The sequence below is a fragment of the Phytopseudomonas straminea genome (assembly GCF_900112645.1).
In the GTDB taxonomy this organism is placed as follows: Bacteria; Pseudomonadota; Gammaproteobacteria; order Pseudomonadales; family Pseudomonadaceae; genus Aquipseudomonas; species Aquipseudomonas straminea.
On sequence record NZ_FOMO01000001.1, the window covers coordinates 95,235 to 117,666 of the forward strand.

Genomic DNA, 22,432 nt, shown 5'->3' on the forward strand with positions numbered 1-22,432 from the left:
GGTACGCCGCCGCTGCGGCCTATTGCCGGCTGTTCCAACGCAAGCACCGAGCGCTAAGCTGTCGACCATGACCCACTCGCCCTACATCAGCCTGCCCGCTGCCGACGCCGAAGCGCTGAAGGTAGGTGGAGACTGGACGCTCGCCCACTACGCCACGCTGCTGGCGCAGGTCGACAAAGCGCGGTCGATACTGGGCGAGCACAGCCGCACCGACCTCAGCGACCTAAATGCCCTGGACACCGCCGGCGCCAGCCTGCTGGTCGAACTCATCGGTGCCAAGCGGCTGATCGCCCTGCTGCCCGACGGCGCGCTCAGCGAGGAACGCCGCGCCCTGCTGCACACCGTCGCCACCGCCATGCAGCACGACCAGCAGGGGGCCGAGCACCCGCCCCGCTCCAGCTGGCGTGAGTTCTTCGGGCATATCGGTGAGGTGGTCGAAGGCGTCTGGCACAAGGCCGTAGGCCTATTGGGTTTCGTCGGCCTGACGCTCAGCACCATGTTGCTGATTCTGCTCAACCCGCGGCGCTGGCGCCTGACATCCCTGGCTTCGCACCTCGAACAGATCGGCCTCAACGCGGTGCCGATCATTGCCCTGCTGACCTTTCTGGTCGGCGCCGTGGTGGCCTTTCTGGGCGCTACCATTCTGCGCGACTTCGGCGCGACCATCTACACGGTCAACCTGGTGGCCTTCTCTTTCCTGCGCGAGTTCGGCGTGCTGCTGACCGCCATCCTCATGGCCGGCCGGACCGCCAGCGCCTTCACCGCGCAGATCGGCTCGATGAAGGCCAACGAGGAGATCGACGCGATCCGCACCCTGGGCCTCAACCCCATGGAGTTGCTGGTGCTACCGCGGGTTTTCGCCATGCTGATCGCCCTGCCGCTGCTGACCTTTATCGCCATGGTCTGCGGCATGCTCGGCGGTGCCATGGTGTGCCTGATCACCCTGGATATTTCACCGTCGATGTTCCTGCACCTGCTGCAGGAGAACATCCCGCTCAATCACTTTCTGGTCGGCATGGGCAAAGCGCCGATCTTCGCCTTTCTGATCGCGGTGATCGGCTGCCTGGAAGGCTTCAAGGTCACCGGCAGCGCGCAGTCGGTGGGCGAACGCACCACCTCCAGCGTGGTGCAGTCGATCTTCGTGGTCATCGTGGTTGATGCCGTAGCCGCGCTGTTTTTGATGGAGATGGGCTGGTGAGTGGCGAAGCGATCATCCAGGTCCGCGACCTGACCAATCAGTTCGGCCCGCAGGTGGTGCATCAGCACCTGGATCTGGACCTGTATCGCGGCGAAGTGCTCGGCGTGGTGGGCGGCTCGGGCACCGGCAAGTCGGTGCTGCTGCGCACCATCGTCGGCCTGCGCGAGCCCAACGCCGGCACCGTGCGGGTGTTCGGTGAGGATCTGCTGACGCTGCCCGCCGGGCGCCGCTCAGCGCTGGAACGGCGCTTCGGCGTGCTCTACCAGCGCGGCGCACTATTCTCCTCGCTCACCGTGCTGGAGAACATCGCGCTGCCGCTGATCGAGCATGCTGGGCTAAATCGCGCCGAGGCCGAGCGCCTCGCCAGATCCAAGGTGGCGCTGGTCGGCCTGCCCGGCCACGCCGGCGACAAGTACCCGACCGAGCTGTCCGGCGGCATGGTCAAGCGCGCCGCCCTGGCCCGCGCCCTGGCGCTGGAGCCGGACATCCTGTTTCTCGACGAGCCGACCGCCGGACTCGACCCGATAGGCGCAGCGGCCTTCGACCAGTTGATCCGCACTCTGCGCGACGCCTTGGGGCTCAGCGTCTTTCTGGTCACCCACGACCTGGATACGCTCTACACCCTGTGCGACCGCGTCGCCGTGCTGTCGCAGAAGCGGGTGCTGGCGGCCGACACGCTTGACGTGGTCGCCGCCACCGACGATCCCTGGATACACGACTATTTCCATGGCCCGCGCGGACGCGCGGCCGAACAGGCTGCAGCGAGGATTAGCTGAATGGAACCACGCGCCCATCACGTCTTGATCGGCATGTTCACGGTGGCGGTCGTCAGCGCCATCCTGATATTTGCCCTTTGGCTGGGCAAATCCAGCGCCGACAAGCAATTCAACCACTATGAGGTGATCTTCACCGAAGCGGTCAACGGCCTTTCCCAGGGCAGCGCCGTACAATACAGCGGCATCCGCGTCGGTGACGTCACCAGCCTGACCCTGGACCCGCAGGACCCGCGCAAGGTGCACGCCAATATCCGCATCACCAGCGCCACGCCAATCAAGGAAGATACCCGCGCGCGCCTCACCATCACCAATATCACCGGCGGCGCGGTGATCCAGTTACACGGCGGCTCCCCCGAGAGCCCGGCGCTAAAAGCCAGCAACGGCCGCACACCGGTGATCATCGCCGACCGCTCGCCGCTGTCGCGGCTGATGGCCAATGGCGAAGACCTGATGGTCAGCGTGACGCGCCTGCTCGATCGCGCCAATGCCATGTTCTCCCGCGAGAACACCGAGAACATCGCCAAGACCCTGCGCAACCTGGAACAGATCACCGCCAGCGTTTCCGAACAACGCGAGGAACTGCGCGAAGCGCTCGCGCAAATGTCTGCCGCCGGCCGTGAGGCCAGCGCCCTGATGAACAACGCCAACAAGCTGTTCAGCGGCCCGGCGCAGAACACAATGGAAAGCGCCGAGCGCCTGGCAGCCTCGCTGGAGCGCAGCAGCAGCAATATCGAACAGCTGCTGCAGGACAACCGCGCCGCCCTTGATGGTGGTATGCAGGGCATCGGCGAACTCGGCCCGGCGATCAACGAACTGCGCGACACCCTGGGCTCGTTGCGCTCGTTCTCGCGGCGCCTGGAAGAAGACCCGGCCGGTTATCTGCTGCGCAGCGACAGCATCAAGGAGTTTCAGCCATGAAGGTATTCGTCACTGCCGGCGCTCTATTGCTGACCGGCCTGCTCAGTGCCTGTTCGGTTCTGCCCAAGGGCGAGCCGCTCGAGGTGTATCTGCTGCCGAGCAACCTGCCGGTGCGTGCAGCCGGGGAGCAGCGGGAAAGCTGGTCGCTGCGGGTCAACCGCCCGCAGAGCAGCCAGTTGCTGGACAGCCCGCGCATCGCCGTACTGCCGCAAGGCGACCGCATCAGCGCCTACCAGGGCGCCCGCTGGAGCGACCGCGCGCCAGCGCTGTTCCGTGATCGGCTGATCGGCGCCCTCCTCGATGACGGCCGCGTCGGCGCCGTTAGCAGCGACGACAGCCGCCTGCAGGCCGACCTGGAGCTGAGCAGCGATCTGCGCGCCTTCCAGAGCGAATACCGCAATGGCCGGCCGGAGGTGCATATCCTGCTCGATGCTCGCCTGGTGCAGGCCGGCAACCAGCGCATACTCGCCAGCCGGCGTTTCGAAGTACGACAGATCGCTGGGGACACGGCGGTGGAATCGGTGGTTAAGACATTCGGCGCTGCCAATGACCAGTTGTCGCGCCAGCTGATCGATTGGGTAGTGCAAGAAGGCCGACACAATGCGCCGGATAACAGCAAGCCCTGAAAACTGTTAGTAGCGAGCATTAGAGCTGGCTCCTGTGGGAACGGGCCATGCCCGTGATTTTCGCGCGCATGGCGCGCTCCCACAGGTCGATGACAGCTATCGCTGCATAATAAAAAACGGCCGATGTGATCACTCACACCAGCCGTTCTTTGTGCTGCATTATCAGGCTTTAGACGAAGACGATCTCGTCGTTCTCGACCTTGCCCGTCACCGTGCTGCCCGGGCTGAACTGGCCAGACAGGATCAGCTGCGCCAGCGGGTTTTCGATCCAGCGCTGGATGGCGCGTTTCAATGGCCGCGCACCGTACACCGGGTCATAGCCAACGGCGATCAGCTTGTCCATCGCCTCGTCGGAGAGCTCCAGGCTCAGGTCGCGTTCGGCCAGGCGCTGCAGCAAACGCGAAAGCTGAATGCGCGCGATGCCGGCGATCTGTTCACGGGCCAGGGGCTCGAACACCACCACCTCGTCGATGCGGTTCACGAACTCGGGGCGGAAGTGGTTGCCCACTGCATCCATCACCGCCGCACGCTGCGCCTCGCGGTCGCCAACCAGCTCCTGGATCTGCGCCGAGCCCAGGTTGGAGGTCATCACGATCACCGTGTTCTTGAAGTCCACAGTGCGGCCATGGCTGTCGGTCAGGCGGCCATCCTCGAGCACCTGCAGCAGCACGTTGAACACATCCGGGTGAGCTTTTTCAACCTCGTCCATCAGCACCACCGAGTAAGGTTTGCGGCGCACCGCCTCGGTCAGGTAACCGCCCTCCTCGTAGCCGACATAGCCGGGCGGCGCGCCGATCAGCCGCGCCACGGAGTGTTTCTCCATGAACTCGGACATATCGATACGCACCAGCGCGTCTTCGGTGTCGAACAGGAACTCGGCCAACGCCTTGCACAGCTCGGTCTTGCCCACACCGGTCGGGCCGAGAAACAGGAACGAGCCGCTGGGTCGGTTCGGGTCAGCCAGGCCGGCACGCGAGCGACGCACGGCATTGGCCACCGCCACCACGGCTTCGTCCTGACCGATCACCCGCTGGTGCAGCAGGCCTTCCATCTTCAGCAGCTTGTCGCGCTCGCCTTCGAGCATCTTCGAGACCGGGATACCGGTCCACTTGGAAACCACTTCGGCGATTTCTTCTTCGGTGACCTTGCTGCGCAGCAACTGGTTTTCCGTGGTGCCGTGCTGATCGACCATCTGCAGGCTGCGCTCCAGATCGGGAATCACCCCGTACTGCAGCTCGGCCATGCGGTTGAGATCGCCCTTGCGGCGCGCCGCTTCGAGCTCGGTCTTGGCCTGCTCGATACGCTGCTGGATCTGTGCCGAGCCCTGGACTTCGGCTTTTTCCGATTTCCAGATGTCTTCCAGATCGGCGTATTCCTTCTCCAGCTTGGCGATGTCTTCCTGGAGTTTGACGAAGCGCTTCTTGGCCGCCTCATCCTCTTCCTTCTTCAACGCCTGGGCTTCGACCTTGAGCTGGATCAGCCGGCGATCCAGGCGATCGAGCACCTCGGGCTTGGAGTCGATCTCCATGCGAATACGGCTGGCGGCTTCGTCGATCAGGTCGATGGCCTTGTCCGGCAGCTGGCGGTCGGTGATGTAACGGTGGCTGAGTTTGGCCGCGGCGATGATCGCACCGTCGGTGATGGCCACCTTGTGGTGCACCTCGTAGCGCTCTTTCAGGCCGCGCAGGATAGCGATGGTGTCTTCCTCGCTCGGCTCGTCGACCAGCACCTTCTGGAAGCGCCGCTCCAGGGCGGCGTCCTTCTCGATGAACTGGCGGTATTCATTCAGCGTGGTGGCACCCACGCAGTGCAGCTCGCCACGGGCCAGGGACGGCTTGAGCATGTTGCCCGCATCCATGGCGCCCTCGGCCTTGCCGGCGCCAACCATGGTATGCAGCTCGTCGATGAACAGGATCACCCGGCCTTCCTGCTTGGACAGTTCGTTGAGCACCGCCTTGAGGCGCTCCTCGAACTCGCCGCGGAACTTGGCACCGGCGATCAGCGCGCCCATATCCAGAGACAGCAGGCGCTTGTCCTTGAGGCCGTCCGGCACTTCGCCGTTGACGATGCGCTGGGCCAGGCCTTCGGCGATGGCGGTCTTGCCGACGCCGGGCTCACCGATCAGCACCGGGTTGTTCTTGGTACGCCGTTGCAGAACCTGAATGGTGCGGCGGATCTCGTCGTCACGGCCGATCACCGGGTCGAGCTTGCCCTCTTCGGCGCGCTTGGTCAGGTCGACGGTGTACTTGTCGAGCGCCTGGCGCGACTCCTCGATGTTCGGGTCGTTGACCGCATCGCCGCCACGCAGGTTGTTCACCGCGTTCTCCAGCGCCTTGCGGCTCACACCCTGGGCGAGCAGCAGCTTGCCCAACTTAGTGTTCTCATCCATCGCGGCGAGCAGCACCAGTTCGCTGGAGATGAACTGGTCGCCCTTTTGCTGTGACAGGCGATCGGCCTGGTTGAGCAGGCGCGCCAGATCCTGAGACAGGCTGACGTCACCGGTAGGGTTCTGGATTTTGGCCAGTTGGTCGAGCTCTTTGCTCAAGGCCTGGCGCAGGCCGTTCACATCGAAGCCCACCTGCATCAGCAGCGGGCGAATGGAGCCGCCTTGCTGGTCGAGCAGCGCCTGCATCAGGTGCAGCGGCTCGATGGCGGAATGGTCGTGGCCGACGGCCAGGGACTGGGCGTCGGAAAGGGCAAGCTGCAACTTGCTGGTTAAACGGTCGATTCGCATGGCGTCTTCCTTCCTGTAAAGGCAGGCCGGCGCGGTGCATGCGCCTGACAATAAAACCTGCCGAGATGGAGCATAGATGAGGCCGATTGTGCGGGTTTCAAGCGGAGAGGTTTTGCGGTGGATCAGGGGCGGCGTCGAAAGTGCCACCCCTGATGACGCGCCGTTCGACAGCGGCGCCCGTGCTGACGATCACTTAGGACCTACTCACGGTCTTTCGGCCCGACTTCAGTACCTTGTTCCGGCCACGGTCTTGTAGGAGCGGCTTTAGCCTCGAGCTCTTTAATTGTCCTGATAACAAGCTCGCGGCTAAAGCCGCTCCTACGCAATTGCTGAGTGTCTAGCGATCCGCCAGCCAGATCAGCGACGCGAAGCGCCCGGTCTGGGCCGCGCGTCGGTAGGAGTAGAAGCGCGAATCACTGACGGTGCAGAAACCGCCGCCATATACGGCGTTGACACCACGCGCCGCCAGGCGGATGCGCGCCAGCTGATAGATATCGGCCATAAAGCGCCCGGCATTCTGGCTCGGCATGAAAGCGCCCGCGGCCTGAGCATGCTGACTGACGAAGGCCTCACGCACCTCGGCGCCAACCTCGAAGGCCTGGGGGCCGATGGCCGGTCCCAGCCAGACGAGCGTGTCGTCCGCCTCGATAGCCAGCGCATCCTGCGTGGCTTCCAGCACGCCATTGGCCAGGCCGCGCCAGCCGGCGTGGGCTGCAGCCACAAGACTGCCGGCGCGGTCGCAGAACAACACCGGCAGGCAGTCGGCGGTCATCACCGTGGCGGCAATGCCGGGTGTCGCCGTCCAGCTGGCGTCGGCTTCGACCACCGTTTCCGGGTCGGCATGGGCAACGGCAATACCATGCACCTGCTGCAGCCAGGCCGGCCGACAGCCGAGCTGGCTGAGCAAACGCTGGCGATTCTTGGCCACCGCTGCCGGGTCATCCTCGACATGGCCGGCCAGGTTGAAGCTGTCGTAGGGCGCCTGGCTCACGCCTCCGGCGCGGGTGGTCACGCAGGCACGCACCCAGTCGGGCGCTGGCCAGTTGGGCGTCAGCCAGTCGTGGGCCTTGTCACTCATCCGATGAACGCCTCGCGATCCTGACGCAGGAGACTCAGCAACCAGACGAAGTCATCGGGCAGCGGCGACTGCCACTTCATGCGCTCACCGGTAATCGGGTGATCCAGCTCGAGGAAACGCGCGTGCAGGGCCTGGCGCGGAAACTCCTTGAGGTTCTGCACCATGGTCTGGCTGGCGGCCGGCGGAATACGGAAGCGGCCGGCATACACCGGGTCGCCCACCAGCGGGAAACCGATATGGCTCATGTGCACGCGAATCTGGTGCGTGCGGCCGGTTTCCAGTTTGACGCGGGCGTGGGTGTGCGAACGGAAGCGCTCCAGCACACGGTAGTGGCTGACTGCGGGCTTGCCGCCATCGGTCACCGCCATACGCTGGCGCTGGGACGAGCTGCGGCCGATGGGCGCGTTGATCTTGCCGCCCGAAGTGATCACACCGATGACGATACATTCATAGATACGGCTCACGGTGCGCTTCTGCAACTGATCGACCAGGCGGGTCTGCGCCTCGATGGTCTTGGCGACCACCATCAGGCCGGTGGTGTCCTTGTCCAGGCGGTGCACGATGCCCGCGCGCGGCACGTTGACGATGTCCGGCACGTGGTGCAGCAGCGCATTGAGCAGGGTGCCATCGGCATGCCCGGCCGCCGGGTGCACGACCAGGCCGGCGGGCTTGTCGATCACCAGGATCTGCTCGTCCTCGTAGACGATGTTGAGCTCGATGTCCTGGGCGATCCACTCACCCTGGGCTTCCTGCTCGGCCGACAGCGCCAGAACGGCGCCACCGTGGACTATATCGCGCGGGCGCAGCACCTGGCCGTCGACGGTCAGGTTGCCCTCCTTGATCCAGCCGGAAAGGCGCGAGCGCGAATGCTCGGCGAACAGCTGGGCGGCGACTTGATCGAGGCGCTGGCCGCCCAGATCGGCGGGGACCTCGGCGGTTAATTCAATGGCCTGCTTATTGATAGATGACATGCTCGGCAACGGCGGGGGCATAGCCTTTGGTTTCGGCTACACGCTTGTGGTTAAATACGGCGTCTTTGCCCCAGGGGTACCGGGGGCACTCATCATAACAGGACGGCCCTGCCCAAGACAGCCGCCGTCCCAGGGACGCAAGCCGCCATGCCAGTGAAACACCTGCTGCTGATCGCCATCCTCGCACTTACCGCCGCCTGTTCCTCCAAGGAAGTCCTGGACGAAAACCTGAGCGAGGCAGAACTCTACCAGCAGGCTCAGCAAGACCTGGATAATGGCAGCTACACCAGCGCCGTCACCAAGCTCAAGGCCCTGGAATCGCGCTACCCCTTCGGCCGTTACGCCGAGCAGTCGCAGCTTGAGCTGATCTACGCCAACTACAAGAACGCCGAGCCGGAAGCCGCGCGCTCCGCCGCCGAGCGCTTCATCCGTCTGCACCCGCAGCACCCGAACGTCGACTATGCCTACTACCTCAAAGGCCTGGCCTCGTTCGACCAGGACCGCGGCATCGTCGCCCGCTTCCTGCCGCTGGACATGACCAAGCGTGATCCGGGCGCGGCCCGCGACTCCTACAACGAGTTCGCCCAGCTCACCAGCCGTTATCCAAACAGCCGCTACGCACCGGATGCCAAGCAGCGCATGATCTACCTGCGCAATCTCCTGGCCGCTTACGAAATTCACGTCGCCCACTACTACCTGCGCCGCCACGCTTACGTGGCTGCGGCCAACCGTGGCCGCTACGTGGTGGAAAACTTCCAGGAGACCCCGTCAGTCGGCGACGGCTTGGCCGTAATGGTCGAGTCCTACCAGCGCCTGACCCTGGACGACCTGGCCGCTACCAGCCTGGAAACCCTCAAGCTCAACTACCCCGATCATCCGAGCCTGGAAAACGGCGAGTTCGTGCCACAGGAAGAGGCCGCCGACGAACGCTCCTGGCTGGCCAAGGCTACCCTCGGCCTGATCGAAAGCGACGCGCCACCACCTCCAAGCCAGACCCAGGCCAGCCAGGACGTGCAGCGCCAGTACCAGGAAGCAGTCGACCAGATGCCGGCAGAGCTGAAATCCGGCGAGCAGGGCGAGGCGCAAGGCCGCAAACGCTCCTGGTTCAGCTACATGACATTCGGCCTGTTCGACTGAACTCTGTCTTCACGCCAGCCTGATCACGATGCCAGTCAATCGACTGGCATCGTGCTTTCTGGCCTGGCAAAAACGCGTGCCGGGTAACTGTGCGGGCAAGTCGTCGTTAGCTACACTGCCCCATCCCTCGACACGAAGAGAGCGCCATGGGCCTGTTCCGCCTGCTGTTCTGGATTGCTATCATTTTTGCCGTCATCTGGGTATGGCGGCGCTATGTCAGTGCCCCGCGCCAGCGCCAGAAGGCAACCCCAACCGCAGACAGCCCGACGCCGATGGTGCGCTGTGCCCATTGCGGCGTGCACACACCGCAGCAGCACGCCCTACAGCTGGCGCAGCGCTGGTACTGCAGCCAGGCCCACCTGGAACAAGGCCCCAAGCCCGGTGCCCAATAGCGCGCTAGCGGTACGCGGCTCCCAGGGCCACCGTATCTTCCGGCTGTATCACCTCTATCGCCTGATCATCGGCGTGGTGCTGGTGCTGCTGGTTTCCGCGAACCTGGACTCCGAACTGCTGGAGCTGGCCCACGTGCCGCTGTTTCGCGGTGCCAGCTGGGTCTATTTGATTCTCAACATCCTGATCGCGCTGACGCTACACACGCCCAACCGCCTGCTGCCGGTATTCGCCGTGGCGCTGGGCGACGTGATCATGCTCTCGGCGCTGTTCTACGCCGGCGGTGGCACGCCAAGCGGCATCGGCAACCTGTTGATCGTCTCGGTCGCGATCGCCAATATCCTGCTGCGCGGACGCTTCGGCGTGCTGATCGCCGCCGCTGCGTCGATCGGCATGATCTACCTGACCTTCTACCTGAGCCTGCATCACGCGCAGGCCAGCGCCCAGTACGTGCAGGTCGGCGCTCTAGGCGCCCTGAGCTTCGCCGCCGCGCTGTTCGTGCAAGGTGTGACCCGCCGCCTGCAGGCCAGCGAGAGCCTCGCCGAACAGCGCGCCGCCGATGTGGCGGATCTGGAAACTCTCAATAACCTGATTCTGCAGCGCATGCGCACCGGCATTCTGGTAGTGGACGAGCAGCGCCGCGTGCTGCTGGCCAACCAGGCAGCCCTCGCCCTGCTGGATCAGCAGAACCTGGCGGGTAAGATTCTCGACCCGCACTGCACTGAACTGGTCAAACGCCTGCAGCAATGGCAGGAAAATAGCAGCCTGCGCCCTGCCAGCCTGCAGACGCTCAGCGACGGCCCGACCTTGCAGCCCAGCTTCATCCCACTGCAGCGTGGCGGCCAGCGGCACATCCTGATCCTGCTCGACGACATCTCCCAGATCGCCCAGCAGGCGCAGCAGCTCAAGCTGGTCGCCCTTGGGCGCCTTACCGCCGGCATCGCCCACGAGATTCGCAACCCGCTAGGCGCCATCAGCCATGCGGCGCAGCTGCTGCAGGAATCCGAAGACCTGCAGGGGCCGGATCTGCGCCTGGCGCAGATCATTCAGGATCACTCGCGGCGCATGAACCTCATCATCGAGAACGTACTGCAGCTCTCGCGCCGCCGCCAGGCCGAGCCGCAACTGCTGGATCTCAAATATTGGCTGCACCGCTTCGCTGCTGAATTTCGCAGCACAGCGCCGGCCTCCAAGGTGCTGCACCTGGCCATCGAAGGCAGCAGCATCCAAACGCGCATGGATCCCAACCAGCTCAACCAGGTCATCACCAACCTGGTGCAAAACGGCCTGCGCCACAGCGCCAAGATCAATCCGCAAGGCCAGGTGTGGCTGAAGCTGTTCCGCGATCCGCGCAACGATCTGCCGGTGCTCGAAGTGCTTGACGACGGCGAAGGCGTGCCGGCAGACCAACTGCATCACATCTTCGAGCCTTTCTACACCACGGAAAACAAAGGCACCGGCTTGGGCCTGTATATTTCCCGCGAGCTTTGCGAAAGCAACCAGGCTCATCTTCACTATCAACCACGCGAAGGCGGCGGCGCCTGCTTCCGTATCACCTTCGCGCATCCGCGAAAACTGAGCTGAACGACCTGATGAATCGCCAGAGAGCCCTGATCGTCGACGACGAACCCGATATCCGCGAACTGCTGGAGATCACCCTCGGGCGCATGAAACTCGACACCCGCAGCGCCCGCAACGTCAAGGAAGCGCGTGAGTGGCTGGCCAAAGAGCCGTTCGACCTGTGCCTGACCGACATGCGCATGCCCGACGGCACCGGGCTCGACGTCGTGCAGCACATCCAGCAGCGCTACCCGCAAACGCCGGTGGCAATGATCACCGCGTTCGGCAGCATGGATACCGCGATCAACGCGCTCAAGGCCGGCGCCTTCGATTTTCTGACCAAACCGGTCGACCTCGGCCGCCTGCGCGAGCTGGTCGATACGGCGCTGCGCCTGCGCAGCCCTGAAGATGAAGAAGCCCCAGGAGCCAGCCGACTACTGGGTGAATCGCCACCGATGCGCGCCCTGCGTGCACAAATTCAGAAGCTCGCCCGCAGCCAGGCGCCGGTGTACATCAGTGGCGAGTCGGGCAGCGGCAAGGAGCTGGTCGCGCGGCTGATCCACGAACAGGGCCCGCGTCGCGAGCGCGCCTTCGTGCCGGTCAACTGCGGCGCGATTCCCTCGGAGCTGATGGAAAGCGAATTCTTCGGCCACAAGAAGGGCAGCTTCACCGGCGCCGTCGAAGACAAACAGGGCCTGTTCCAGGCCGCCAACGGCGGCAGCCTGTTTCTCGACGAAGTGGCCGATCTGCCGCTGACCATGCAGGTCAAACTGCTGCGCGCCATTCAGGAAAAGGCCGTCCGCGCCGTCGGCGGCCAGCAGGAAGTGGTGGTCGACACCCGCATCCTGTGCGCCACCCACAAGGACCTCGCCGCCGAAGTGGCGGCCGGTCGCTTCCGCCAGGATCTCTACTACCGCCTCAACGTCATCGAACTGCGCGTACCGCCGCTGCGCGAGCGCCGTGAAGACATTCCGCTATTGGCCGACGTGATGCTCAAGCGCCTCAACGAAGGCATCGGCCTGCCGCCGGTCAAGCTCGACGGCCCGGCGCTGGAAAAGCTCAAGAGTTACCGCTTCCCCGGCAACGTGCGCGAGCTCGAGAACATGCTGGAGCGCGCCTACACGCTGTGCGAAGGCGACGTGATCTGCGCCAACGACCTCCGCCTCGCAGACGCCGCACCGGCTGGCGAGAACGGCGACGCCAGCCTGGCGCAGATCGACAACATCGAGGATTACCTGGAAGACGTCGAACGCAAACTGATCATGCAGGCGCTGGAGGAAACCCGCTGGAACCGCACCGCCGCCGCCCAGCGCCTGGGCCTGAGCTTTCGCTCGATGCGCTATCGCCTCAAGAAACTGGGCATCGACTGAGACCGTAGCCTGCGGTTGCCCACCCCCTGAGCACACAGCCCTCGTAGCCTGAGGTTGAGCGAAGCGATACCCAGGTTCAGCGGCCCCGCCCCAAAGCAGGTCGCCTACCTAAAAACGCCCTGCCGGCGAGTAAGGCGCCGGATCGATGATCGGCTCACGCCTCAGCATCAGATCCGCCAGCAACCGGCAGGATGCCGGCGCCAGCACCAGTCCATTGCGGTAATGCCCGCAATTCAGCCACAAGCCCTGATGCTCCGGCACCTCACCGATAAAGGGAATGCCCTCGGGCGAGCCGGGCCGCAATCCAGCCCAATGTCCTACCACCTCGGCGTCGCGCAATGCCGGCAGCAACGTTTCGGCAGACGCCCGCAGACTGACCAGTGCGTCATTGGTCGGCGTTTTATCGAAGCCGGCATGCTCCAGCGTACTGCCCACCAGAATGTGACCGTCACGCCGCGGAATCGCATAACGCCCACCGGCCAGCACCATGCTGGGCAGAAAATCCTGCGCACACTTGAACAGAATCATCTGCCCTTTGACCGGTTCGACGGGCAGGCTCATTTCCAGACTCTGCAATAGCTCGCCGCTCCACGCGCCGGCAGCGACAACAACTTGCTCGGCCAACAACTCGCCAGCGGCAATTTGCACCCCTGCGATACGGGTGCCTTCGCGCACGAACTGCACAACCGGGCTGTGCTCACGCAGCGTTACATTCGGCAAACGTTGCAGGGCGGCGCGCAATGCCTTGACCAGCCGCGGGTTACGCACATTGGCGACGCCGGACATATAAATGGCGCGCTGGAATCCGGCGCCCAGAGCGGAAACCTGCCCATAGGCCGACTCGACCGGCACCTCATGCAACGGCCGCCCCTCACGCTGCGCCCAGGCCAACGCATCGGCCTGATCGTCCAGATCCAGCCAGTACAGACCGGTGACATGCACTTCGGGGTCGATACCGGTGTCCGCCAGCAACCGCTCGCCCAAGCCTGGGTAGTAATCCTGAGACCAATGCGCCAGCGCCGTCACCGCCTGGCTGTATCGCCATGGATACAGCGGCGACACGATCCCGCCCCCTGCCCAGGATGCCTCCGAACCAACAGAACCACGATCCAGCAAGGTGACGCGCTTGCCTGCCATCGCCAGTTGATAGGCCGACAACAACCCGATAACCCCGCCCCCCACCACAATCACATCCGCACGCACAACTCACCCCAGTCACGAAAACGGCAAGCCTTGACAGCGACACCTCAGGGTCTAAACAGAAAAGGCAGGCCAGGAAGGCCGCCAATCATACGCGCATAGGGATGTGAACCATGAATCGAGATCAACACCAGGGTTTTACCCTCGTCGAATTGCTGATTGCCCTCGCACTGATGGGCACCCTCCTCGCGCTCGCCCTGCCTTCTTTCGGTCGTTTTCAGGAAAACAAACGTGTGCTGATATCGCGCGACTTGCTGACGTCGCATGTCCAGCAGACCCGCGTCAGTGCAATCAACAGCGGGCGGCCGCACCAACTATGCGGCTCCAGCGATGGGGAGAAATGCGATGGGGATTGGGGCAGCTACTGGCTGATCACCACTGTAGGCAAAACTCCATCCGTATTGCGCCAGCAAGCGGCGCCCTCCAGCAGCATATGCAGGACCGCGTTTGGTGGTACCGGTATCCGCTTTCACCCAAATGGCACAAGCGGAACCAGCAACGGCAAGCTGACGATCTGCAATACCGACGGCCCGCATCACGTCCTGACGTTGAACCGCCAGGGGCGCCTGAAAGTAGAAGAGAGTCACAACTCGGGCTGCTGCTAAACCGGTCATCGTGCAACACAGGCCGGTTATCTCCCACGACAAGACAGACATTTATGAAGCGATCACTATTCACTCGCCTCCCCGCCAGCAGATCGGTTCACCATGCCAGTTCAAACGCTGATTCAGCCCTCGCCAAGGGCGCGAACGCAATCGGGCTTCACCCTGATCGAATTGATGATCGTGGTCACGCTGCTCGGTATCTTCGCGGCCATCGCCGTGCCGAGCTTCAACCAGTTCATTAATAAAAGCCGCACTCAGTCGTTCAACAACGACCTCGTTGCCCTGCTGCAGTACGCGCGCGCTGCAGCCGTTGAGCAACGCACCTTCATCCGGGTATGCCGTGGCGAAAAAGCCCTGACCGTGCAACGGGACTGCTCGGAAGGTGACCCGATTCGCGTGCTTGAAGTTCCCGACATGCTGTCGCTGACGGCATCAGCCAAAGAAGCCTTGTTTCGCTACAACGGCACGGGCACCGAGACCACCTGGATCACCTGCCTGGGTGACGATGCCAGCAGTGGGTTCACCACCGAAGCTAAGGCCAGCGGCAGCATCCAGAGCTGGCCACGAGGCAAGAACGGACCGGAAAGCGATATGAAGGCCTGCAAGTGATGCCAGAAATTTCGATGAATACAACACAGAAAGGCTTCAGCCTCATTGAGGTATTGGTCGCGCTGGTGCTCACCACCGTGGGCGTGCTGGGTATGGTGGCTCTGCAAGGCCGCAGCGTGCAGTACGTACAGGACTCCGTGCAGCGCAATGTGGCGGTTGATCTGGCCAATGAGCTGGTCGAAATCATTCGCGCCAACCCCTCTGAGCTTTTTCAGAACTCTGCCCCAAAATCGCCGATAAACAGCGGTATCAAGACTCAGTCGATTTTCTTCAAGACCAAGGGCGGCACGTTCTCCAATACTGCTGACTGCGTAGCCACCGCCAGCAAACAGCCGGCCAGCGCGAAGGAGCAACGCGACTGTTGGATTGCCAGGGCAAAGAACTTGCTGCCCGGCGGCGCCGAGGTGTTCAACAGTGACACCCATGTGTGCCGCAGCAGCACGGTGGGCAACTGCGACGGCAAGGGTTCGGTGCTGGAGATCCGCATGGCCTGGCAGGTACGCGAAGGCAGCTGCCTTGACGCAGGCGACACCACCAACGACAGCCCCGTGTGTACCTATACCCTGCGAGTGCAACCATGACTGCCATTCGACGCCAGGCCGGCCTATCCCTTGTCGAGCTGATGATCGCCTTGGCGATCAGTGGTTTTCTGATCCTTGGCATCACTCAGGTTTACATCGACAACCAGCGCCACTACCTCTTTCAGCAAAGCCAGAGCGGTAATCTGGACAGCGGCCGCTTTGCCAGCTTGCTGTTTGAACAGTACCTGAGCAAGGCAGGCTACCGGCGCGACCCTTCCATATTTCTGGAGACTGCGTTCCCGCGACGCCCAGCCGATACCGACTGCCTAGAGTTCAAGGAAGGTGCCACGATCACCGGAATTGCAACGGCCAACACCACAGGTTTTTGTGTGCGTTACCAACCGCAGGCCAGCAAGGAACTGGACTGCCAGGGTGAGGCGAGCGAGCTGATCTACGACAAGGCCACTCCTGGCGTGGTGCCAGCAAACGAGCTGATGGTAGCCGCCTTCAAATTCGAACCCGGCACCGGTACCAATCTGGAACGGGGCCGCCTGCTGTGCAAAAGCCTCAACGCCAAGACTCCCCAATTTACCGAGCAGGTGACCGGCATTGCCGATATGCGCCTGGACTTTGGTGTAACAGCCGACACAGCCACTGCACAAGCCACGCAGTACATGGCTCAAAGCGCCTGGACAGTCAGCGACAAACCAATTCGCAGCGTTCGTTACTCGCTGCTGCTGGCCAGTCGCCCTGGTCAGCGCGACAGCGACGATGTGCCAGTGCTATTGAACAACTGGCTGAACCTGTCCCCAGCTGCGGTCAAGAAGCGCGTTCAAGACGGCGATAGTCGCCGCGTTTACCAGGTCGTCAGCACCACCCGTACCATCAGGAATCTGATGCCATGACATCCCTTGACTGCCGCAAGCAACAAACCGGTGCCGTGCTCTTCGTTGCACTGATCATGCTGCTCGTACTGACCCTGCTGGCCGTGGGCAGCATGCGCAGCACCACACTGGAAAGCCGCATTACCGCCAACCGTGCCCACGATACGCAACTGCAAAACGCCGCCGATGCCGCACTGCGCGAGTCCGAGTTTCGCTATTACAACGCTGGCAATCTGCTGGAAAAGCTCGAACCCAATAATGCCAACTGCACAAACGACAACAAGATCAAGGCAAGCGGCCTCAATAAGCCCTGTCTGATTGGTTTCACCAACAACGCGACCCTGGTGAACTACATCAATGATCCGCGCAGCCAAACCGCGAATGTGGCATGGCTCACGTACCGGGGCACCGACGCTGGCGACACCAGCACGATTGGGTTGAAAGATAACCAGAGCGCGCGCTTCAACAGCACCATGCTGACGTTCAATTGCGTCGAATACGGCGGTGTGCTTGAAGGCCAATGCACCTACTTTTATCTGAATAATGCTGAGGCAATCGACAGTGGCACCGCTTCATCTGTCTACCTGCAGTCTTCGCACGCCAACACCTATCTGGGCCTGAACAATTGAGAGCCGGCATGATGAACACTTACAAACTGCTCCCTCACGCCAAGACGCTCGCTTATGCATTGTTCGGCATCACGCTGCTGCATGGCGCCAACAGCTATGCCGCTGTGTCGCAAAGCCCGCTGAGTTTGACGGTTGGCGTGCCGCCGAACCTTATCTTTACTCTGGATGATTCCGGCAGTATGCGGGAAGCCTTTACGCCGGAGTCTATCGATGGCGACCGGGATACCCGCAAGACACGGTCATCAAGCTACAACTCGATGTATTACGACCCAGCGGTCACCTACAAGATACCCAAGCGTTTCGATGCCAATGGCGTTGAGTCCGGCGCTTATACAACCAGTTTTACCAATGCGTACTACAACGGCTTTCGTCAGGCCGGCACGGTTGACCTTTCAAGCCGGTATGCTGCCAGCTGGTGGTATAACCCGCTGGTAAACCAGTCGACCAGTTTTACGGGGACAGATGCGGAATACAACAACCGTCAGTTTGCTGACAATCCCCTCTCCGACTTCCGTGTAGTAACCACCCTTAGCCTCAGCGGCAGCAATGCAACCAATATAAGCATCGCTGGGCTTACCGTCAGAGTACAAAGAAGCAGTGGCGGCACAGGATGTAGCGCGACCTACGACAATACGGCCGTCAGCTGTAGCCGCAGTGGCACTACTTATACGGTGAGCCTCGCGCAGACCTTTGTCCCAGCTTATTACTACAGGTTCAACACCAACCTCTCCGGTTGTACAGGCAGTACGGTGGCGGCACGCCAGGCCAACGATGCCTGCTATGAGCTTACCTACGTCACCAATACTTCCGGCGTGGGCGGCACCGACGAGCGTCAGAATTTCGCGATCTGGTATTCGTTCTATCGCAACCGTGCATTGGCCACTATGTCTTCCGCACGCCTGGCCTTTTCCGAACTGTCGCCTAGCATTCGCTTTACCTGGCAGAGCCTGAATGCTTGTACCACCCTCAATGGCACCAGTAGCGGCTGCGGTGGTGACAACCGCTTTCGCGAGTTCCAGCCGGCACAACGGGGGCGTTTTTTCTCCTGGCTCGACTCCACGCCGTTTTTTAGTGGCACGCCCCTGCGTGAAGCACTTGGCCGGGCAGGCGAATTCCTCAAGACCGACACGGCATGGCACAAGACCCCCAATGGTACGGGCAACACAACGGCGAATACTTATGCGTGCCGGCCGAGCTACCACGTATTGATGACCGACGGGATCTGGAACGGTAACAACGGCTCACCGGGCAGCGATTTCCGACACGACAACCGTAACTTCAAATTACCGGACGGTACTGACTACCCGGGTAATCTGCGCCCCTACGCCGACACCACCAGTAACACCCTGGCCGACCTTGCGATGCACTACTGGGCAACCGATCTGCGCCCGACTCTGGACAACAAGCTGACGCCCTACACGCCTTTCAAGAGCGGCAATAGTACTCAGGATTACTGGAACCCACGTAACGACCCCGCAAACTGGCAGCATATGGTGAACTTCACCATGGGCCTCGGCCTGACTCGCAGCCTCACTGCAACCGGCATCCAATGGCAAGGCAGCACGTTTGCAAGCGCCAGCGATGGTAATGGCTTTGCCAACCTCCAGAACAGCATCAACTGGCCGGCCGCTTCAGACAACAACGCCAACAATGTTTATGACCTCTGGCACACCGCGATCAACTCGCGCGGCGAATTCTTCAGCGTCGACAGCCCGGACGCCATGGTTCAAGCCTTCAGTGACATCCTTTCGCGTATCGCGGACCGCACATCCACGGCCGCACGCCCAGCGATCAACTCTGGGCAGGTGGCAGACGATACTGTCACGAGCGTGTCCTATCAGAGTTCCTATTCCAGTGATGACAACTGGTCAGGCGATCTGAAGCGCCTTGACAAGACCTGGAGCAATACAGCGCAGGCTTATGTAACCACCGAGCGCTGGAGCGCAAGCCGGCAGGTGCCCGCCTGGGATCAGCGCAACATTCTGATGGCCGGTGGCAGTGCGGCAAGCAATATGCAGGCGTTCAATGCAACTAACGCCGCTTCGGTGAGCTATGCGAACACTACGCTGACCACTTATCTGAATAGAAATCCGGAAACCGGAAGCACGGATTCGCGGGCCGCTAGCCGCATCGACTACCTCCGCGGCAGTCGTGCTGGCGAAGGTAGCACTTTCCGTACGCGCAGCAGCCTGCTCGGCGACTTCTACTCATCCTCGCCTGCCGTGGTCTCCCGTGCTCGCTATATCCCCAGCGTCGCCAACCGCCTGGAGGGCAATACCGCCTACAGCGATTTCGTCACATCCATCGCCTCGCGCCCTGGGCGCATCTACATTGGTGGCAACGACGGCATGCTGCATGGCTTCGACACGGCCAATGGTGCGGAGCGGTTCGCTTTCATACCGTCCGCGGTTTTCCCCAAGCTTAACAAGCTGACCGGCAATAACTATGGCCACGAGTTCTATGTAGACGGCTCCCCAGTAGTGGGCGACATCTACGACGGCGAGACAGGCCAGTGGCGAACCATCCTGGTGGGCACCCTCAAGGCAGGCGGTAAATCCATCTTCGCCCTGGATGTCACTACACCGGGTAGTGAAAAACTGCTGTGGCAATTCGATGAAAACAGCATTACCGCCGCGGAGCGGGTGAAGATGGGTTACAGCTTCTCTGAGCCCACCATCGCACGCCTGCATACGGGCAAATGGGCAGTGGTATTCGGTAATGGCTATGAGGCAGCCGGCAACAGCAACGGCAAAGCCGCGCTGTTCATCCTCGATGCCATGCGCGGCACGCTGGTGCGCAGCCTGGAAGTCCAAGGCACCGATGGCGTAGCCAATGGCCTGTCCACACCGCGGCTTGCCGACATCAATGGCGACGGCGTAGCCGACTACGCTTACGCTGGTGACCTGCAAGGCAACCTATGGCGCTTCGATCTGCTGCGCAGTGTTGCGAGCCGTGATGAAACTGCGCCGTTTAGAGTCACCAATAACGTAGCGGCCTCTGAATTCAGGGTCGGTTACAGTGGTCGCCCGCTGTTCACCGCCACTGCCAGCGACAGCACACCGGCCGATCAGCGTCAGGCCATCACCTCTGCACCCAGCCTGCTTCGCCACCCGACTGGCACAGGCCATCTGGTCGTGTTCGGTACCGGGCGTTTCTACGATACCGGTGACAAGGAAGGCGACAAGAGCATGGCGCAAACCGTTTATGGCATCTGGGACAAACAGACCACTGCGGAAGCCGGGACCAACGCGACGGTAACCCGCAGTACCCTGCAGCAACAGACCCTGACGACTGGGCTGACCGGTACGGATGGAACCACGTCACGCGCGGTTCGCACGATCAGCGATAATCGCGTTCGCTGGCAGGCGGGAACTAATGCCAATGAAACGGCGCAGAACGGCTGGTATCTGAATCTGTTGAAAAGTGACGGTGAAATGGTTGTAGAACGAATGCTGCAACTGGGCAATACGTTGTTCTTCCAGTCGCTGGTACCCAACAGCGACCCATGTGGCGACGGCGCGAGCAACTGGACCTATGCCATAAACCCGTTCACCGGTGGCAAAACCGCCCACAACGCCTTTGATTACATAACAGCTGATAACGTTGGGGCATCAGGTATTTCGCAGCCCGGCGAAGGTGGCCTGACTACCGGATCAAATAACGATGGATCTGGCGGGCCTCCCAAATTCGAGCTATGTACGGGGCAGATTTGCGTGGAAATTCATCCAGACCCCGCGAGTATCGGCCGCCAGAGCTGGCGCCGCGTAGATGAAACCGAACAGGAATAACGACCATGAATTACGCGGGCGGATACAGAGGTATGAGCCAGAAAGGCTTTACGCTGATCGAAATGATGATCGTGGTGGCGATAATCGGCATTCTCGCCGCTATCGCCTACCCGAGTTACGACGAGTATGTGAAGCGTGGCAATCGCACCGAAGGGCAGGCACTACTCAGCGATGCAGCAGCCAGACAGGAGCGCTACTTCAGCCAGAACAACACCTACATCACCAAGGAGGCCGATATCGGCAAACTTGGCATTAACTTGGGAAGCGGCAATAAATCGGCCACTGGCAAATACGTCTTCTCTGTCAGCAAAGTGGACAAGGACGGGGGTTATACCCTGACGGCCACGCAGCAATTCGGTGACAGCAAGTGCGGTAATCTGACATTAACCGCCACGGGCACACGGGGAGCTACTGCCAGCGGCGCAAATGCCACGGATTGCTGGCGATAACACCAGCACTGCTACGGGCGCTGCAAACAGCGCCCGTTTCACCAGCATCAGGGCATCTGCCCACCTGATACCGCCTCAGTCATCACACCTCTGCTCACTACTGCTACTATCACCGCCTGTCATTCGATGCGACCAAATCGCCAGCATTGCGGTCGTACACCGATAACGAAACAACAACGGACCGATGATGCAGGACAACCCGATTTGGTCGCTTCCCCCGCGTAAGCAGCGCAGCCGCTTGGCTGAAGACCTGGTTGCGAAGATTTCCCAGCACATGCGTGACGGCACCCTGAAGCGCGGCGAGAAGCTGCCGGCGGAGCTGGATATCATGCGCGCCGAAGGGGTCAGCCGTACCGTGGTACGTGATGCGTTGTCGCGCCTGCAGGTGGCGGGCCTGGTGGAAACGCGTCGTGGCGTGGGTACGTTCGTGTGCGACATGCCGGCGGCGCCGGAGCTCAAGCTTGGCCCGGCGACCATCAGTACCGCCAAGGACGTGCTGGAGCTGCTGGAGCTGCGCATGAGCCTGGAGGTGGCGGCAGTCGGCCTGGCGGCGCAGCGGCGCACGCCCGAGTCGCTGCAGGAGATTCGCGTGGCGCTGGATGCCATCCAGCAAGGCGCCGTGCAGCTGCCGGCAGGCCTGCCGATCAGTGCGGACTTCCAGTTCCATATCAAGATCGCCAAGGCGGCCGACAACCCGCACCTGCTCGATATCATGAAGCACTTGGGCGCCAAGCAGATTCCGCGCAACAAGTTCAACTCGGCCTACAAGGCCCACGAGGACGGCGAGGCCTACAAGGAAAACCTCAGCCTCGAACACGAGATGATCTACGACTCCATCGCCCGCGGCGACGTCGACTGCGCCCGGGCGGCCATGCAGTTGCACCTGATCAACAGCCGAGAGCGCCTGCTCAAGGCCCAGCGCCGCGCTTAAGCAGACGCATAGCGAGTCACCTTTCTGCAGAATAAATCGCACCCCAAGCGCTCGTAAT

20 protein-coding genes are annotated in these 22,432 nt (G+C 62.0%); 16 read left to right on the forward strand and 4 right to left on the reverse strand.

Annotation, left to right across the window (positions count from 1 at the left end):
• Positions 1-67 precede the first annotated feature (67 nt).
• Genes BM279_RS00405 through BM279_RS00420 form a run of 4 tightly spaced genes read left to right on the forward strand, consistent with a single transcriptional unit; the run spans position 68 to position 3,518 of the window.
• On the forward strand, positions 68-1,198 hold the full coding sequence (locus tag BM279_RS00405) for an ABC transporter permease (protein WP_093499925.1): 1,131 nt from the start codon (positions 68-70) through the stop codon (positions 1,196-1,198).
• The gene (locus BM279_RS00410) at positions 1,195-1,974 is read left to right on the forward strand and encodes an ABC transporter ATP-binding protein (RefSeq protein WP_093499927.1); all 780 of its coding nucleotides are present in this window, start codon (positions 1,195-1,197) and stop codon (positions 1,972-1,974) included. The genes BM279_RS00405 and BM279_RS00410 overlap by 4 nt, the downstream gene beginning before the upstream one ends.
• Complete coding sequence (locus BM279_RS00415; RefSeq protein ID WP_093499929.1) at positions 1,975-2,892, forward strand: MlaD family protein; 918 nt, start codon at positions 1,975-1,977, stop codon at positions 2,890-2,892. It abuts the gene before it with no gap.
• Complete coding sequence (locus tag BM279_RS00420; RefSeq protein ID WP_093499931.1) at positions 2,889-3,518, forward strand: ABC-type transport auxiliary lipoprotein family protein; 630 nt, start codon at positions 2,889-2,891, stop codon at positions 3,516-3,518. Before BM279_RS00415 ends, BM279_RS00420 begins: the two co-directional genes overlap by 4 nt.
• Before the next feature lie 169 nt (positions 3,519-3,687).
• On the opposite strand, the gene clpB is transcribed toward BM279_RS00420, so the two are convergent.
• The 3 genes from clpB to rluD form a co-directional block, all read right to left on the reverse strand.
• Positions 3,688-6,252 (reverse strand): ATP-dependent chaperone ClpB, encoded by a 2,565-nt coding sequence (gene clpB, locus BM279_RS00425; protein ID WP_093499933.1) that lies wholly within the window; start codon positions 6,250-6,252, stop codon positions 3,688-3,690.
• Between the two features lie 337 nt (positions 6,253-6,589).
• On the reverse strand, positions 6,590-7,330 hold the full coding sequence (gene pgeF / locus BM279_RS00430; protein WP_093499934.1) for a peptidoglycan editing factor PgeF: 741 nt from the start codon (positions 7,328-7,330) through the stop codon (positions 6,590-6,592).
• A complete protein-coding gene (rluD, locus tag BM279_RS00435) occupies positions 7,327-8,301 on the reverse strand; it encodes a 23S rRNA pseudouridine(1911/1915/1917) synthase RluD (RefSeq protein ID WP_013792894.1) in 975 nt (324 codons plus the stop codon). The genes pgeF and rluD overlap by 4 nt, the downstream gene beginning before the upstream one ends.
• A gap of 147 nt (positions 8,302-8,448) precedes the next feature.
• On the opposite strand from rluD, the gene BM279_RS00440 reads away from it, so the two are divergent.
• The 4 genes from BM279_RS00440 (at position 8,449) to BM279_RS00455 (ending at position 12,758) form a co-directional block, all read left to right on the forward strand.
• Complete coding sequence (locus BM279_RS00440) at positions 8,449-9,438, forward strand: outer membrane protein assembly factor BamD (RefSeq protein ID WP_093499936.1); 990 nt, start codon at positions 8,449-8,451, stop codon at positions 9,436-9,438.
• A gap of 146 nt (positions 9,439-9,584) precedes the next feature.
• A complete protein-coding gene (locus BM279_RS00445; RefSeq protein ID WP_093499938.1) occupies positions 9,585-9,830 on the forward strand; it encodes a PP0621 family protein in 246 nt (81 codons plus the stop codon).
• The gene (locus tag BM279_RS00450; RefSeq protein ID WP_093499940.1) at positions 9,820-11,412 is read left to right on the forward strand and encodes a sensor histidine kinase; all 1,593 of its coding nucleotides are present in this window, start codon (positions 9,820-9,822) and stop codon (positions 11,410-11,412) included. Before BM279_RS00445 ends, BM279_RS00450 begins: the two co-directional genes overlap by 11 nt.
• Positions 11,413-11,420: 8 nt before the next feature.
• Positions 11,421-12,758 carry a sigma-54-dependent transcriptional regulator gene (locus BM279_RS00455; protein WP_093499942.1) on the forward strand — a complete coding sequence of 446 codons (1,338 nt, stop codon included), beginning with the start codon at positions 11,421-11,423 and terminating at the stop codon, positions 12,756-12,758.
• A 108-nt stretch (positions 12,759-12,866) separates the two neighbouring features.
• Here the strand turns inward: BM279_RS00455 and thiO are convergent, their stop codons facing one another.
• Positions 12,867-13,961, reverse strand: a complete 1,095-nt coding sequence (gene thiO / locus BM279_RS00460) for a glycine oxidase ThiO (protein ID WP_093499944.1) — start codon at positions 13,959-13,961, stop codon at positions 12,867-12,869.
• A 110-nt stretch (positions 13,962-14,071) separates the two neighbouring features.
• Here thiO and BM279_RS00465 point away from each other — a divergent pair, with 110 nt between their 5' ends.
• From BM279_RS00465 to BM279_RS00500, 8 genes are all read left to right on the forward strand, one after another.
• The gene (locus BM279_RS00465) at positions 14,072-14,563 is read left to right on the forward strand and encodes a GspH/FimT family pseudopilin (RefSeq protein WP_093501174.1); all 492 of its coding nucleotides are present in this window, start codon (positions 14,072-14,074) and stop codon (positions 14,561-14,563) included.
• Between the two features lie 102 nt (positions 14,564-14,665).
• Positions 14,666-15,172, forward strand: coding sequence for a GspH/FimT family pseudopilin (locus BM279_RS00470; RefSeq protein ID WP_093499946.1), 507 nt, complete (start codon positions 14,666-14,668; stop codon positions 15,170-15,172).
• On the forward strand, positions 15,172-15,753 hold the full coding sequence (gene pilV, locus BM279_RS00475) for a type IV pilus modification protein PilV (protein WP_244154110.1): 582 nt from the start codon (positions 15,172-15,174) through the stop codon (positions 15,751-15,753). The genes BM279_RS00470 and pilV overlap by 1 nt, the downstream gene beginning before the upstream one ends.
• Positions 15,750-16,598 carry a PilW family protein gene (locus BM279_RS00480; protein ID WP_093499948.1) on the forward strand — a complete coding sequence of 283 codons (849 nt, stop codon included), beginning with the start codon at positions 15,750-15,752 and terminating at the stop codon, positions 16,596-16,598. The genes pilV and BM279_RS00480 overlap by 4 nt, the downstream gene beginning before the upstream one ends.
• Positions 16,595-17,206, forward strand: coding sequence for a pilus assembly PilX family protein (locus BM279_RS00485; RefSeq protein ID WP_093499950.1), 612 nt, complete (start codon positions 16,595-16,597; stop codon positions 17,204-17,206). Before BM279_RS00480 ends, BM279_RS00485 begins: the two co-directional genes overlap by 4 nt.
• A gap of 8 nt (positions 17,207-17,214) precedes the next feature.
• Entirely contained in the window at positions 17,215-20,994 is a 3,780-nt protein-coding gene (locus BM279_RS00490) for a pilus assembly protein (protein ID WP_244154099.1), read from the forward strand.
• Positions 20,995-21,026: 32 nt separating this feature from the next.
• The gene (locus tag BM279_RS00495; protein ID WP_093501180.1) at positions 21,027-21,443 is read left to right on the forward strand and encodes a type IV pilin protein; all 417 of its coding nucleotides are present in this window, start codon (positions 21,027-21,029) and stop codon (positions 21,441-21,443) included.
• Between the two features lie 187 nt (positions 21,444-21,630).
• Positions 21,631-22,374: a FadR/GntR family transcriptional regulator gene (locus tag BM279_RS00500; protein WP_093501183.1), complete on the forward strand. Its 744-nt coding sequence runs from the start codon at positions 21,631-21,633 to the stop codon at positions 22,372-22,374.
• The last annotated feature ends 58 nt before the right edge of the window (positions 22,375-22,432 follow it).

Coding starts and splice junctions, on each gene's coding strand:
- BM279_RS00405 (WP_093499925.1), top strand. CDS start 68: ATGACCCACTCGCCCTACATCAGCCTGCCCGCTGCCGACGCCGAAGCG.
- BM279_RS00480 (WP_093499948.1), top strand. CDS start 15,750: ATGACTGCCATTCGACGCCAGGCCGGCCTATCCCTTGTCGAGCTGATG.
- BM279_RS00420 (WP_093499931.1), top strand. CDS start 2,889: ATGAAGGTATTCGTCACTGCCGGCGCTCTATTGCTGACCGGCCTGCTC.
- BM279_RS00470 (WP_093499946.1), top strand. CDS start 14,666: ATGCCAGTTCAAACGCTGATTCAGCCCTCGCCAAGGGCGCGAACGCAA.
- BM279_RS00500 (WP_093501183.1), top strand. CDS start 21,631: ATGCAGGACAACCCGATTTGGTCGCTTCCCCCGCGTAAGCAGCGCAGC.
- rluD (WP_013792894.1), bottom strand. CDS start 8,301: ATGTCATCTATCAATAAGCAGGCCATTGAATTAACCGCCGAGGTCCCC.
- BM279_RS00490 (WP_244154099.1), top strand. CDS start 17,215: ATGATGAACACTTACAAACTGCTCCCTCACGCCAAGACGCTCGCTTAT.
- BM279_RS00495 (WP_093501180.1), top strand. CDS start 21,027: ATGAGCCAGAAAGGCTTTACGCTGATCGAAATGATGATCGTGGTGGCG.
- BM279_RS00445 (WP_093499938.1), top strand. CDS start 9,585: ATGGGCCTGTTCCGCCTGCTGTTCTGGATTGCTATCATTTTTGCCGTC.
- clpB (WP_093499933.1), bottom strand. CDS start 6,252: ATGCGAATCGACCGTTTAACCAGCAAGTTGCAGCTTGCCCTTTCCGAC.
- BM279_RS00485 (WP_093499950.1), top strand. CDS start 16,595: ATGACATCCCTTGACTGCCGCAAGCAACAAACCGGTGCCGTGCTCTTC.
- BM279_RS00440 (WP_093499936.1), top strand. CDS start 8,449: ATGCCAGTGAAACACCTGCTGCTGATCGCCATCCTCGCACTTACCGCC.
- BM279_RS00415 (WP_093499929.1), top strand. CDS start 1,975: ATGGAACCACGCGCCCATCACGTCTTGATCGGCATGTTCACGGTGGCG.
- pgeF (WP_093499934.1), bottom strand. CDS start 7,330: ATGAGTGACAAGGCCCACGACTGGCTGACGCCCAACTGGCCAGCGCCC.
- BM279_RS00455 (WP_093499942.1), top strand. CDS start 11,421: ATGAATCGCCAGAGAGCCCTGATCGTCGACGACGAACCCGATATCCGC.
- BM279_RS00465 (WP_093501174.1), top strand. CDS start 14,072: ATGAATCGAGATCAACACCAGGGTTTTACCCTCGTCGAATTGCTGATT.
- pilV (WP_244154110.1), top strand. CDS start 15,172: ATGCCAGAAATTTCGATGAATACAACACAGAAAGGCTTCAGCCTCATT.